At 42.9% G+C, this 12,311-nt stretch carries 17 protein-coding genes; 12 read left to right on the forward strand and 5 right to left on the reverse strand.

The annotated features are described in order from the left end of the window. Positions 1 to 28 precede the first annotated feature (28 nt). Positions 29 to 1,159 (forward strand): FAD-dependent monooxygenase, encoded by a 1,131-nt coding sequence (locus MA03_RS00905; protein WP_052883474.1) that lies wholly within the window; start codon positions 29 to 31, stop codon positions 1,157 to 1,159. On the opposite strand, the gene MA03_RS00910 is transcribed toward MA03_RS00905, so the two are convergent. Then, complete coding sequence (locus tag MA03_RS00910) at positions 1,137 to 1,898, reverse strand: nucleotidyltransferase family protein (RefSeq protein WP_052883475.1); 762 nt, start codon at positions 1,896 to 1,898, stop codon at positions 1,137 to 1,139. The two genes, MA03_RS00905 and MA03_RS00910, sit on opposite strands and share 23 nt — an antisense overlap. A gap of 141 nt (positions 1,899 to 2,039) precedes the next feature. Between MA03_RS00910 and eno the strand changes: the two genes are divergently transcribed. The 8 genes from eno to xerA all read left to right on the forward strand — a co-directional run bounded on the left by eno (position 2,040) and on the right by xerA (position 8,750). Further along, positions 2,040 to 3,344 carry a phosphopyruvate hydratase gene (gene eno / locus MA03_RS00915; protein ID WP_052884842.1) on the forward strand — a complete coding sequence of 435 codons (1,305 nt, stop codon included), beginning with the start codon at positions 2,040 to 2,042 and terminating at the stop codon, positions 3,342 to 3,344. A 296-nt stretch (positions 3,345 to 3,640) separates the two neighbouring features. Next, on the forward strand, positions 3,641 to 4,204 hold the full coding sequence (locus tag MA03_RS00920) for an HD domain-containing protein (protein ID WP_236944894.1): 564 nt from the start codon (positions 3,641 to 3,643) through the stop codon (positions 4,202 to 4,204). Positions 4,205 to 4,259: 55 nt separating this feature from the next. Then, positions 4,260 to 5,480, forward strand: a complete 1,221-nt coding sequence (locus MA03_RS00925; protein WP_052884844.1) for a DegT/DnrJ/EryC1/StrS family aminotransferase — start codon at positions 4,260 to 4,262, stop codon at positions 5,478 to 5,480. 7 nt (positions 5,481 to 5,487) lie between these two features. Next, a complete protein-coding gene (locus MA03_RS00930) occupies positions 5,488 to 6,180 on the forward strand; it encodes an acetate--CoA ligase family protein (protein ID WP_052883476.1) in 693 nt (230 codons plus the stop codon). Positions 6,181 to 6,351: 171 nt separating this feature from the next. Continuing rightward, the gene (locus MA03_RS00935) at positions 6,352 to 6,690 is read left to right on the forward strand and encodes a hypothetical protein (RefSeq protein WP_236944895.1); all 339 of its coding nucleotides are present in this window, start codon (positions 6,352 to 6,354) and stop codon (positions 6,688 to 6,690) included. Positions 6,691 to 6,759: 69 nt separating this feature from the next. Continuing rightward, entirely contained in the window at positions 6,760 to 7,425 is a 666-nt protein-coding gene (locus tag MA03_RS00940) for a hypothetical protein (protein ID WP_052883477.1), read from the forward strand. Then, on the forward strand, positions 7,412 to 7,879 hold the full coding sequence (locus MA03_RS00945; RefSeq protein WP_052884846.1) for a bifunctional nuclease family protein: 468 nt from the start codon (positions 7,412 to 7,414) through the stop codon (positions 7,877 to 7,879). Before MA03_RS00940 ends, MA03_RS00945 begins: the two co-directional genes overlap by 14 nt. Position 7,880: 1 nt before the next feature. After that, complete coding sequence (gene xerA, locus MA03_RS00950) at positions 7,881 to 8,750, forward strand: site-specific tyrosine recombinase/integron integrase (protein WP_052883478.1); 870 nt, start codon at positions 7,881 to 7,883, stop codon at positions 8,748 to 8,750. Here xerA and MA03_RS00955 read toward each other — a convergent pair. Both MA03_RS00955 and MA03_RS00960 read right to left on the reverse strand, forming a co-directional pair. Next, positions 8,747 to 9,325: a cysteine hydrolase family protein gene (locus MA03_RS00955; RefSeq protein WP_052883479.1), complete on the reverse strand. Its 579-nt coding sequence runs from the start codon at positions 9,323 to 9,325 to the stop codon at positions 8,747 to 8,749. The two genes, xerA and MA03_RS00955, sit on opposite strands and share 4 nt — an antisense overlap. Positions 9,326 to 9,361: 36 nt before the next feature. Beyond that, on the reverse strand, positions 9,362 to 9,721 hold the full coding sequence (locus MA03_RS00960) for a winged helix-turn-helix transcriptional regulator (RefSeq protein ID WP_052883480.1): 360 nt from the start codon (positions 9,719 to 9,721) through the stop codon (positions 9,362 to 9,364). Between the two features lie 5 nt (positions 9,722 to 9,726). Here MA03_RS00960 and metG point away from each other — a divergent pair, with 5 nt between their 5' ends. Continuing rightward, the gene (gene metG, locus MA03_RS00965) at positions 9,727 to 10,053 is read left to right on the forward strand and encodes a methionine--tRNA ligase subunit beta (protein ID WP_052883481.1); all 327 of its coding nucleotides are present in this window, start codon (positions 9,727 to 9,729) and stop codon (positions 10,051 to 10,053) included. 9 nt (positions 10,054 to 10,062) lie between these two features. Here metG and MA03_RS00970 read toward each other — a convergent pair whose 3' ends face one another. Further along, entirely contained in the window at positions 10,063 to 10,311 is a 249-nt protein-coding gene (locus MA03_RS00970) for a ribbon-helix-helix domain-containing protein (protein ID WP_052883482.1), read from the reverse strand. A gap of 168 nt (positions 10,312 to 10,479) precedes the next feature. On the opposite strand from MA03_RS00970, the gene MA03_RS00975 reads away from it, so the two are divergent. Continuing rightward, positions 10,480 to 11,214 (forward strand): 5-formyltetrahydrofolate cyclo-ligase, encoded by a 735-nt coding sequence (locus MA03_RS00975; protein ID WP_052883483.1) that lies wholly within the window; start codon positions 10,480 to 10,482, stop codon positions 11,212 to 11,214. 2 nt (positions 11,215 to 11,216) lie between these two features. Here the strand turns inward: MA03_RS00975 and MA03_RS00980 are convergent, their stop codons facing one another. Then, positions 11,217 to 11,777: an archaemetzincin family Zn-dependent metalloprotease gene (locus tag MA03_RS00980; protein WP_052883484.1), complete on the reverse strand. Its 561-nt coding sequence runs from the start codon at positions 11,775 to 11,777 to the stop codon at positions 11,217 to 11,219. Positions 11,778 to 11,861: 84 nt separating this feature from the next. Here MA03_RS00980 and MA03_RS00985 point away from each other — a divergent pair, with 84 nt between their 5' ends. Further along, complete coding sequence (locus tag MA03_RS00985) at positions 11,862 to 12,248, forward strand: hypothetical protein (RefSeq protein ID WP_052883485.1); 387 nt, start codon at positions 11,862 to 11,864, stop codon at positions 12,246 to 12,248. Positions 12,249 to 12,311: the final 63 nt, after the last annotated feature.

A 12,311-nucleotide genomic window follows, 5' to 3' on the forward strand; every position in this document is an offset into this window, starting at 1 on the left:
AAATAAATGATAGTCTCTAAGGGTGCTGATGCTCAGGGTTGTAGTCATAGGCGTTGGACCAGCAGGCGCCGCTGCGTTAAGACGTCTAGAAGAACTTGGTGTGAAAGCCATAGGAATAGAGAGGAAAAAAAGTCTGGAAACACCAACTGTGTGCGGTGAGTTTCTACCTGAGCCAACTGCAATATCTTTCATCTCTAACAAGCCGTCTGTTAAGAAAGCCTATCAGTATATCGCTCTTGCCCGTAAGCTAAACACCTTTAGGGAAGTTCACCTTGAGATAGAAGGAATAAAGACTTTCAAGATGAAGATTCCTGGCTTCACAGTAAACCGTAAGGAACTAGTCGAGAAACTAGCCGGCAACTCCGAGTTGATTCTTGGAGATGACATCGTTTCCGTTTTAAAAACTCCCGATGGATATCTAATCAAGACGCGTAAAGGTGTATCTATAGAATCCGAGTACATAATAGCGGCAGATGGTTTTCCATCTACGACTCGGAGAATCGTGAACTGTCCTGCCCGACTCAGCGAAGTGGATTTGGCTCTAGGCATTAACGTCAAAGCCGAAACCCCCAATATGGACAAAAAAATAGTTTACATGTATGCCTCGCCCAAAACACCCGGTGGTTATGCCTGGATAATACCATACAATGGGTCGGTTTCAAACGTAGGTGTAGGTATAAGGTATAACTTTGTAAAAAAGGGTGAAAACATCTCATATTTACTCGAGGAGTTTATACGACTTAATCCGAAGGGCTTTCTCACCGATTATAGCCTACTTGAAGCGCCGCGTTCAAGATGGATTCCCGTTTCAGGGTTTTACGGGTCGCCTGTCTGTGGCCACGTCCTCTTTGCCGGTGATTCTTTAGGAGCCACTAATCCAATCAACGGAGGTGGTATATTTACCTCTATGAGTCTAGGAATACTCGCCGCTGATGCAGTCTGGCTCGATAATCCAACTGTTTATGAACAGAGGGCCTGGAATGAAATAGGAAGCATCCTTGAAATCGGTAGAGCTTACCGAAAACTAGTTGACTGGTTTTTCGAAAACTGGAGTTACGCGAAAATTATCTCTTTGTTGCCGAATACATTAATCACAAGGATAATAAAAGGTGAAAAAACACTCCTTTATCCTCTACTTACTCTTGGAACAAGAAGCTAAACCTTTGATCGACCTCTGCGGGTTCGAGCTTCTCATAAGCTTCAGTAGTCCCTAAGTCGAACCAAAAGCTAGAAGTTATATAGCCTCCTACTCGTAAATTCCGTTGAAGGAACATTCCTATTAAGTCGCCCATAATGTCAATATCCTTTTTGTTCTCAGCTATCTCACTCAGATAGTCCAGCGCACGCCTCCTTACGACTAGCACTCCTATTGTTACCGGCTTGCCGAGGAATGGCTTTTCGACAAGTTTTGTCACTCTGTCTCCTTCGAGCTCGGCTACTCCGACAGCAACACGATAATTTGGAGACAATGCAAGCGTTGAAGTGAAGTTTTTCTCCTCATGGAACTTGATCATATCAGCGAGATTAATGTCCGAGAGAATATCTCCATAATATATTAGAACGTTCTCCGCGTTATCTAAGACGCCCTTCAAGTAAGCATTATAGAGGGCTCCACCGTTACCTCCATAGTTAGGGTCATCCCACACATAAGAAATGCTTACACCATATCTCTCTCCTTTATTGAAGTAATTGACTATTTGTTGACCTTTGTACCCCACAAGCATTACAATGTCTCTAATCCCATGATACTTCATCAAACGTACAATGTATTCTAAGAGCGGTTTTTGCTGCGTGCCTATAGGTATCATAGCTTTCTGAAAGTAATAGGTTAAAGGTCGCAGCCTTTTTCCCTCACCCCCGCAAAGAATGACACCAACGGTATTTCCTAGTTCGCCCATACGGTTTTAGTGACGTCAACAAATTATTTGTTTTTATTGGTCACATCGTGATTTTACGAAATCAATGATTAATAATAAAGGTTAAGAAGGATAATTGTTAAAAAGGGGTTTCCTTAATACCATGTGCAAAGCAAAAGTTACTTGTGGGAAGATGACTTTGATATAACAAAGATTAGATCCCGATGGGTTCTTGATTCACGCTCTAATCCTACCGTTGAAACAGAGGTTTATACGCTCGCAGGTGGTTTTGGAAGGGCTATAGTACCTTCAGGAGCATCTACAGGTTCCCACGAAGCACTAGAGTTGAGAGATGGATCCCGCGAATTTCACGGTCGGGGTGTTTTAAAAGCAGTCGAGAACGTGAATACGGTAATAGCGCGAGAGATAATAGGAATGGATTCACGCCGCCAAGAAGACATTGATAAGAAAATGTTAGATATTGACGGGACACCAAACAAATCAAGACTAGGGGCTAACGCAATCCTATCTGTTTCCCTAGCGGTAGCCCACGCAGCCTCAAGCACTTATGGTGTTCCTCTATACTTTTACCTAGGAGGAATGCAGGCCTATCTACTTCCAGTTCCCCTAATGAATATAATTAACGGCGGGAAGCACGCTGGTAACGAGCTGAAGATACAAGAATTCATGATAGTCCCGGTGGGCGCTAAAACTTTCCGTGAAGCCTTGAAAATGGGCAGCGAGACATATAATTCATTAAGAAAAATTTTGAAGGAAAAATACGGCAGCTCAGCCATAAATGTGGGCGACGAGGGAGGTTTTGCCCCTCCAATGAAAAACACACGTGAAGCGTTAGATGCCTTGATAGCAGCCATAAAGGACTCGGGTTATTCTCCCGGCAAAGACATCGCCCTTGCTCTCGATGCTGCAGCCTCAGAATTCTACGACGATAAGAGGAATGTTTATTATCTTGATGGCAAGGAATATTCTCGTGAGAACCTCATCAATTACTATAAAGAATTAGTGCAAGAGTATCCCATTGTTTCAATAGAGGATCCTCTCCACGAGGAAGACTTCGAAGGTTTCGCCATAGCGACGCAAGAGTTAAAGATACAAATCGTAGGGGATGATCTCTTTGTCACTAATGTTAAGAGGATATCAAAGGGCATTGCCTCAAGGGCTGCAAATGCGCTTCTCTTGAAGGTGAACCAGATAGGAACACTGACGGAATCATTAAATGCTGCGAGGCTTGTAACTATGAACAACTACTCTCTTATAATAAGTCATAGGAGTGGTGAAAGCGAGGACGTAACAATCTCGCATATAGCAGTTGCTCTAAATGCTGGGCAGATAAAAACTGGGGCGCCCGCTAGGGGGGAGAGAACAGCTAAGTATAATGAGCTCTTAAGGATTGAGGAGGAGCTAGGCTCTCGAGCCACCTACCCGGGCATAGGTATATTCAAACACTATAAGCTAGGCTCGTTGTAAAGTGAAACTAAAAATTTATTTCTGATGTTAAGATAAGGCATTCTGTGTCTTTGCCTTTGACACATGGTACTGTCGTATCTAAGAATATCCTTAGTAAATGGACGGAAGCAGACCCCTTTGTAAACCGACTGGTTTCTACTCTAGAAAGCGACGAGGAGGTAATAGCTCTGCTCGAAATGAGCAATATTAACGCAGTGAAACGTCTTGGATTCAATGATCACGGCCCGGTTCACGCTAGAATAGTTGCAGGTGTGGCGCTAGAGATACTAAACTTATTGCTAAACAGAAATATTGGAATGAGTACTTTGCAGGATGGAACATCTAAAAGCATCGATGAGGTAAAAGCGATACTCGTCCTTGCAAGTTACCTTCATGATGTTGGTAATTCTATTCACCGCGAATACCATGAAATGGTTGGAAGCCTCCTAGCTAAAGATATAGTTGATAGGATACTTCAACAAATATTTCCGAAAATTGGCGGAAGGCGTTACATGTTGCGCCAAGAGATACTCTCGGCAATATTCAGCACTGAATATGATGTGCGAGCATTAACGATGGAGGCCAGTATAGTGAAGCTCGCAGATGGATTAGACATGTCTGAAGGAAGAGCCAGACTGCCCTACAAGATGGGTAAGATTGACATGCATTCCCTATCGGCTCTTAACATTAAGCATGTTGAAATCTCTCCAGCAGAGGACGTTCCTATACTTGTATCAGTTTACATGGATGATCTGGCAGGTTTCTTTCAGGTGGAGCGCGTTCTCATGCCTAAGATTGAATCAACTAAGCTGAAAGGTCTAGTAAGGATAAACATCTATAACGCAAGAGGGGAGCTAGTAGCCTCTATAAAAACAGGCTAAATTGCTCGAAAATACCCTTAATTACCTCGTACTCCATAAAGCTAAGCGACAAAGCATGGAAGTACCAGCCATCGAAGGAGGCAAGCCGCTGCGTGAACATTTTAAAGAGTATTACCCCTCATTCACCGAATACGAAAAACAATTAGTTTTATCCGTATTGGAATCCGGAAGACTAGCCTCTGGTCTAGGCAAGTATGTAAGAGAGTTTGAGGAGTCTTTTGCTAGATTCATAGGGGTTAAGCATGCCCTCGCACTTATAAATGGAACAGCCGCGCTCCACACTGCCGTGGCAAGCTTAGGGATTGGTTCCGGAGATGAAGTTATAACTACGCCCTTCAGCTTTGTGGCAACTGCCACCTCCATCCTTCACAACAACGCGATTCCGGTTTTCGGGGATATAGAGCTGGATACATTGAATCTTGACCCAGAAACGATACCTGACAAGATAACAAACAGAACTAAGGCGATACTCGTTGTCCATCTGGCTGGGCACCCCGCCGAAATGGATGAAATAATGAAAATAGCCCGGGAGCACGATCTAGCCGTCATAGAGGACTGTGCACAGGCTATCGGAAGCGAGTATAAAGGAAGAAAGGTAGGATCCATAGGAAACATTGGAGGTTTTAGCTTCTATCAATCCAAAAATATGACGACAGGAGAGGGAGGAATGATTACGACGTCAGACGAACTCCTTTACCGACGTGCAAAGCTTTTCATCGAGCATGGTTCTGAGGAAAGATACTATCACACCATTCTCGGATGGAACTACCGAATGACTGAGTTACAGGCTGCACTGGGCCTTGGCCAGTTAAAGAGGATTGACGAGTTGAATCATGCAAGAGAGGAAATAGCTAAAATCTACACAGATGAGCTGGAATCACTAGATGGGTACCTCTTACTACTGCCTAAACCTAAACCGCACGTAAAACATACGTGGCACATCTATCAGGTACTTTTAAAGCTGGAAAACCTGCGAGTAAATCGTGACCGAATAGTTGAGGCCGTAAGAAAGGAAAACCTTCTCGCACTAGTAGCCTATCCTAGAACTATATACGAGAACCCGTTATTTCAGAACCTGAATGCTTACGGTAATGGATGTCCATGGTCATGCCCGTTCTATGGAGCTAAGATCACATACAAGGCTGGCCTCTCTCCCAAAGCGGAGTTTGCCGCCCGAAGCGTCGTAACACTACCGACTCTAGCGGGTATGACAGCTGAAGATGCTATCGACACTGCAAAGGCATTAAAGAAAGTTTTAATATACTATAAAAAGTGATATACCTGTGAGTCATCCAATAATCGAGAAAGCGTTACAGGATAAAAGAACCCTTCTCTCCCTCTCTGAATCTCTCCAAATACTAGAGAGCTATGGATTACCCGTCGTAGACTATGTTTACATTAAATCCCCTGAGGAGGCTACCGCAATTAAAGGTCTCTCTTTCCCTGTAGTTCTTAAAATAGATAGTCCTGACATTGTTCACAAGACTGAGGCGGGGGCAGTGAAGGTGGGTATAAGGGACGCAGATGAATTAAAGAAATCAATAGAGGATATGTTGTCCAGAATCCGCCGGAGCCATCCAGATGCTCGAATAAACGGATTTGTAATCCAGGAGATGGTCCGAGGGGCTCAAGAAGTAATAATAGGAGGATTAAAGGATGAACAGTTTGGTCCCGTGATAGCTTTTGGGATAGGCGGAATACTAGTAGAGGTTCTAAAAGATGTTGTGTTTGAGATAGCTCCCGTAACTCCTGAACAGGCCCTGGGGATGATTCGTAGGATCAAAGGTTACCAGTTACTCGAGGGGTATAGGGGGTTGCCTAAAGCCAACGTAAATCTCTTAGCAGATATTATTAGCAAGGCATCCATAATGTTTACTCAGCTTTCCTCTTTTATCTCCGAAATGGATCTTAACCCGACCTTTGTCTCCTCTGATTGGGTCAAGATTGCCGATGCACGGTTCAAGCTAAACGTTTAGACACGATCAGGGCTCACAGTTTTTTGTTTGAGTCTACATCAGTCGCGAGAAGACTCGTCACTCGTCCTGTTACCGTCGCCTCATCATCTAATGTTGAATACACAGTTCATTTATATATCGCTTACTTCTGGTTAGAAAAATAAAAATAGAAGTTTTACTAATATATTTGCGGTGACGGCCTTGACCCTTTCCTTTGGAACTCTTCTCGAGTTTCTCATTTCGTGGATAGTAAGTGCTGTGATAATATATATTGCATTGAAGATCTTTCCTGGTAAACAGCAACGAGAAAACATAACCGGGGCTCTAATTGCTGCTCTTATAGGCGAGATAATTTTCGCTTTCTTCAACCTTATAAGAATACCTTTCGGCAATCTACTAGCGATTATAGTGTGGTTGTATGCACTTAGAAAGCTCTTCGGGGTCGGTTGGCTGGGTGCTGCTGTAATTGCTATCCTGATATACATCTTGAGCTTAATAGTTTCACTTATAGGTCTACCTCACCTTCTGTAAGATTACTTCGAGAATAGAATATCTTTTTTAGGAACCTTTGCGTAAGGAGTTGCAGGTGTGTGTAATATCATGGAGGGGAGGATGTCGTATTCTACGCTGAAGTCCATTATATCTCATTATCTCTTAAATGTTTTCTCAGAGCTTTCACAACAAGAGGCAGATTTTATGAGCGATGTAGCTGCACAAGACTTCATCAATTATATTTCGGTAATGAATGACTTCTTACACGATAGTGACTTCTCTATTAAAGCTTTGAACTATATTTCGCGTTTGGCTGATCAAAATCCCTTGGAAATAGATAAAATTCTAAGGGATTGGATTGAAGTATGGGTTCTCAAGTGGAAACAAAGGGTAAAATTAGTCATGGGTGATGATGAGGCGAACAATAAAGCTTACCAGGAATTAGAAGACAAAGTCTCTCCTTTACTCAGCACGCTTGGAGGAGACCTTATTACTTTCAGGAAGTTTGCGATAGGTTCACTTATAAGTTCTGGGGAAGTATGTTTCACAAATCTAATGGCCGACATGATCATAAAGGAAGTTCTTTTTAAAGTCGCTTCGAGTCAAAATAGCGAAGAGGTACTGCGATTCGTGAAATCCAACCCTATTTTCATAGTAAACGAAATTATCAAGAAGGTTAAGGAGCTTAGCAGGTTTAAAGGGAACCTTGTTGTTGTAAGGATTAATCCAGCATTTTTCCAGGAGATGCAAGGTGAGGCAATTGAGTGGTGGTGAAGCCGAACGTTATTTGAAGGCTGAAGTTGTAGGGGTTTACCCTGTAGTTATCGAGTCATCAGGAGCAGCATTCGTGATGCTACTCGAAGCAGCTGAGTGGAAAGGTAAAATGCTGCCCATATACATCGGTGTCAGTGAAGGATTATCGATACAAAATGCTCTATCTGGAGTCAAGATGGAGAGGCCTCTAACGCATGATCTTCTAATAAATATTCTTGAAGCACTGGGAGTTACGATTGAAAAGGTGACAATAGATGCCTTGCTTAACAACACGGTATATACTGCAACCTTAGTACTGAGAAAAGGAGAAGAGGGAAACTCTGAGAGGATCTTCATAGACGCCAGGCCTAGTGATAGCGTTGCACTGGCTTTAAGAGCCGGCGCCCCTATATATGTAGCCGCCCATCTTGAAGCATATGCCCGGAGTCCTGAAGAACTGGGGTTGAAGGAATAAAATGAGCGGTGCAAATCAAGCAACAGGTCTTTCTAATGATGAACTGGTGAGACTTTACATATCTCATTTGATTGCTAGGAACAGGTCTGAGAGGACTATAAAGTCGTTCCGCAGTATTCTTGAAAGATTTATCGGTTTTCTCGGAAGTAAAAGTGTAATGGAAGTAAGCGTCTACGACATAGATCTCTTTCTAGCTCATCTGCGCCAAAGAGGTTGGAAGCCAGATAGCTTGTACACGGCTGCCGTTGCAATTAAAAGGTTCCTCGAATTTATAGGGAAGAAAGATGTTTTGAAAGACTTCGAACTCCCAAGACGCGAGAAGAAACTCCCTAGATACTTAGAACCCGAGGAAGTTAAAAAAATGCTCGAAGTAGCGGAAGACTCCAAGGAGAAGCTAATCGTGCTCCTCTTGTATACGACAGGCTTGAGAGTTGCCGAACTTGTAAACATTAAAAAATCAGATATAGATCTCGAGAAAAACACTATAAGAGTCAAGGGCAAAGGCTCCAAGGAACGTTACGTGTACTTTCCACCCGGCGTCACTCGACTCCTAGCGCAGGAGCTAAGCCGTAACAGCTCTGAGTGGCTTTTCCCATCTTCAAAGAATCCCAATCATCACATACATTACACTACAGTCGAGAGAATACTGAGAAATCTAGGTAAGAAGGCAGGCCTAGGAAAACGTGTCACACCGCACGTTTTGCGCCACACATTTGCAACCATAAGCCTTGCAAGTGGTCTGGACATCCGCGAGATACAGGAACTTCTCGGCCATTCTAATCTGAATACAACCCAGGTCTACGCTCATGTATCTCGTGAAAGATTAAAGAGAGACTATGAGAAGGTTTGGGGAGCTTTTTCAGGACTTTAAACGATTTCAACCTGATTTGCCCGTAGTTCAACCTCAAGCCGTTTAAGCAGAGTATCTAGTCCAACAAGCTCCGCTCCCGCGAAGTTTTGCATATACTGCAGGCCAACCTTATGCCATTCATCGCTAGCTGCGGCCACACACTCTAAAGGTACGATGACCCTGTAGCCCCTGTAGAAAGCACCCATGACTGTTTGCTGCACGCATATGTGAGTGTGTATACCTGCTACTATCAGCGTGTCAACTCCTAGTTCTCGTAACAGAAGGTCAAGGTCCGTGTACTCGAAAGCGTCGTATCTTCTCTTTGGAATAACAAAGTCTCCAGGAGATGGGGTTAACTCACTAACGATGCGGCTTTCACTAGAGCCTTTCAAGGCATGGGGCCCCCATAATCTTTCCTCAAAATCTATGTTCTGATAGTGCTGATCTATCACGTGTATAACAGGGATGTTCTTACTATGTGCATAATCAAGCAATCTCTTTATGTGAGGGATTATCTGTTCGGCTTTCTCTGCCCGTAGACGACCCCGGACAAATTCTTCGAGCATATCAATAATTAAAACAGCATGTTTGGGCATTGTGTGAAGAATCGGAATCAGAGTTTAAATTGTTTTTCATTCAGGCTTGAGTACAACGACCTTGGGTTTGAGCTCTTCATCTAACTGTTTTAAAAGCGTTGCAATTCTGTGCCCCTTTTCTGTGAGACGTAAAATCCTGTTACCCGGAGCTCCTTTCCTATCTTCCTCTACAAGGTTATATTGTAGGAGCTTCTTGATGTTATTATAGATGGAGGTTGTTGAGAGGCCCGTGGATGGCCTTAAATCGGTAATCTTCTTTTCACCTTCAAGCAGAGCGAGAAGAATAAGATCACTTTCAGTGAATATGATCTTTCTATCTATTTCTTCACCCAATTCAAGCCCCCTATTTTCAAGAGTATATCCGAAATAAAAATTAACCTCTATTTCAAGAACCATATGGTATGTCAACAATCAAACTATCTGATTTCCAGAAGCTCGATATACGTGTTGGTCGCATTCTTGAAGCCCAAGCTATACAGAAAAGTGATAAGCTTATTCTCTTAAAAGTGGATATTGGAAGCGAGGTCAGGCAGCTAGTAGCAGGTCTACGTCCATACTACAAGCCAGAAGAGCTTGTTGGCAAGCAAATAATTGTTCTTGCAAACCTCGAGCCTAAATCGCTAATGGGCTATACGTCTCAAGGGATGTTACTAGCAGCCATAGACGACGGAAAACCAGTTCTGCTGGTACCGGAAAAAGAAGTAAAGATCGGCTCAAAAATAGGATAAAAATTATTTTTAACGGATACCTAAGTGAAGTCCTCGATCGAATCTAGCAGTGTCCATCTCCCTGTAACTGCTAAGGAGTTTTCTGATTGCCTCTCGAATCGCATCACTTCTATTCTGAAAGTATCCCTTCTCGATAAGCTGGTCCAATGCATCAATGAGACCTGTAGGAAGTTTAACTGAGATAACTTTTGTGATCGAAGTATAGTCACCCCTATTTGTCACGTAATAACTGCTTGTAAGATCGTTGCGTGTTGTCATCGAGCATTATATACACGTGCTTAGTATATAGAATCCTCGCATTAAACCGATCGCATAGTTGTAGGACAAATTGATGATCCTAGAATCGCGGAGCCTTAATTACCTTAGAAACTAAGTTCTGGCATCAGAAACGTTAATTTATGAAGGTTCGCTCTAACCTTGAGTTTTATGGCAGAACGGCGTCCTAACTACCAGAAAGAAAAGGAGAATATTCGGAGGGAAACATGGCTTACCCTCGAAAAATATGAAGTAGTCACTACCCCGAGACCTTGTTATGGAAAAATACCAGGCTTCATTGGAAGCTCCGGCGTGCAAACTAAACTCGTAAAACTAGAACATTTCAGAACATCATCGGTGATCTACACCACTCCTGACGTCCCAATGAGAGTTGTACGCGAGGAATCACTCAGGAGGGGGAAGCAGGTAATCCTCTCCCTTCCCGGGTTAAAAGGCTATGTTTTACTGGATTCTGATAAAATACCCCCTCACCGACTAGGATATGCATCGACACTAAGAGGAGCCCTTGCCATGGGCGAGAAGATTAAATGGCCTGAGAATATGAAAATAGATATTGTGTTCATAGGTAGCGTGGCTGTAAATACTAACGGTGCAAGACTTGGAAGAGGCGACGGGCTCTACGACTTAGAATATGGAATACTCCGCGAACTTCACGTTATCTCCGAACGAACGCCCATAGTAACCATTGTCCACGACCTTCAGGTTATCGAGAAGAAGATCCCAATGCTGCCTCATGACGTCCCAGCAGATTTTATAATAACTCCTACGCGTGTATTGATTACATCCACACCCTTTCCACGACCTCCAGGAGTTATATGGGAATCCCTCTCTATCGAGTTCATCAAATCAACTCCTATACTCCGGGCTTTGTTTGGAATTTCATAGAATTATCTTGCTCTAAGCAATCCAGGCGCCTCTAAGTTAAGCCTGATCTGACATTGCGCACAAAAAGTCGCGGGCTTGCTATCTACATCATACACCGAGTTACTAAAACGCATAACACAGTTCCGCGAGCAGTGAGGCAGACCAAAGCTATGTCCGAGCTCGTGTAGGCTTTCCTTTAACAATCTTGCACGAAACAGTTGAACAGAGTTTGTAGAACCGTAAAGATCTGGCTTAAGCCTTTCTGTAAATACTATTCCCCCCCAATTCGGTTTAGCTATTCCGAAAACAAAATTCAATCCCTCGACGAATCCATCTCCATCAATCACTACCAGCACCCTTTGGTGGGGTAAAACGCCTATTTTCTCGGAGAGGTAATCTAAAAGTTTATCAGCCTGAAGCTGTTCTCGCTCCTCTGAATAAACCCCTATCAGCGAGCCTAAAGTAATCGTTTTCGAATCTGTGACGATCGAAGCATTGAAAATAAGTCTCAGCATGTTTTCTAGCCACTCAATATGTTCAATTGGTATTCCTACAGATAATATCTTTATAGCGTATTCAGCCATAATACGACAGTATGTTAAACATACCAAGACATTAAATAAAGTGTTACTGTTATTCCATGGATTGGGACCTTACTAGGATAGGTTATGTACTACAGGCTAGATGATATACTTGACGAGGCTATAGCTGTATCAGAGGAGAGCATCCGGGTACTTCTGATCACAATTATTGGAGCGACAATTATTTCTCTATTGTTTAATTCTCCGAATGTCTTCTTATTCCCGCCGCTAATAGCATCTTCCTACTTTTTTGTTTCATTTTTACGAAGAATTTATGAGTTTTACCGGAAGGAAGGAAGCAGAGGGCTAGGGTTGCTGTTTGTAGCGCCATCATACGTAACGTTGGTAACAGGTTTTTTAGCTTTCTCGGGTTTTCTATCAACGCTAGCCTACACAATTATATTGATTGGCTTCCTCCTAATGATTGTTTTTAAAATCATTGAGGGTAAACGTGACTTCATCGTTTTAACTTAGCGTTTTCTTTTCAAAAGTTTCATGTTGTACTTAGGAAAAGTTACAGATAAAAACCAGGGGGGT

The sequence above is a fragment of the Thermofilum uzonense genome (genome assembly GCF_000993805.1).
Lineage (GTDB): Archaea > Thermoproteota > Thermoprotei > Thermofilales > Thermofilaceae > Thermofilum > Thermofilum uzonense.

Coding starts and splice junctions, on each gene's coding strand:
- MA03_RS00920 (WP_236944894.1), top strand. CDS start 3,641: ATGAGTACTTTGCAGGATGGAACATCTAAAAGCATCGATGAGGTAAAA.
- xerA (WP_052883478.1), top strand. CDS start 7,881: ATGAGCGGTGCAAATCAAGCAACAGGTCTTTCTAATGATGAACTGGTG.
- MA03_RS00985 (WP_052883485.1), top strand. CDS start 11,862: ATGTACTACAGGCTAGATGATATACTTGACGAGGCTATAGCTGTATCA.
- MA03_RS00925 (WP_052884844.1), top strand. CDS start 4,260: ATGGAAGTACCAGCCATCGAAGGAGGCAAGCCGCTGCGTGAACATTTT.
- MA03_RS00955 (WP_052883479.1), bottom strand. CDS start 9,325: ATGCCCAAACATGCTGTTTTAATTATTGATATGCTCGAAGAATTTGTC.
- MA03_RS00905 (WP_052883474.1), top strand. CDS start 29: ATGCTCAGGGTTGTAGTCATAGGCGTTGGACCAGCAGGCGCCGCTGCG.
- MA03_RS00940 (WP_052883477.1), top strand. CDS start 6,760: ATGGAGGGGAGGATGTCGTATTCTACGCTGAAGTCCATTATATCTCAT.
- MA03_RS00980 (WP_052883484.1), bottom strand. CDS start 11,777: ATGGCTGAATACGCTATAAAGATATTATCTGTAGGAATACCAATTGAA.
- MA03_RS00960 (WP_052883480.1), bottom strand. CDS start 9,721: ATGGTTCTTGAAATAGAGGTTAATTTTTATTTCGGATATACTCTTGAA.
- metG (WP_052883481.1), top strand. CDS start 9,727: ATGTCAACAATCAAACTATCTGATTTCCAGAAGCTCGATATACGTGTT.
- MA03_RS00975 (WP_052883483.1), top strand. CDS start 10,480: ATGGCAGAACGGCGTCCTAACTACCAGAAAGAAAAGGAGAATATTCGG.
- MA03_RS00910 (WP_052883475.1), bottom strand. CDS start 1,898: ATGGGCGAACTAGGAAATACCGTTGGTGTCATTCTTTGCGGGGGTGAG.
- MA03_RS00970 (WP_052883482.1), bottom strand. CDS start 10,311: ATGACAACACGCAACGATCTTACAAGCAGTTATTACGTGACAAATAGG.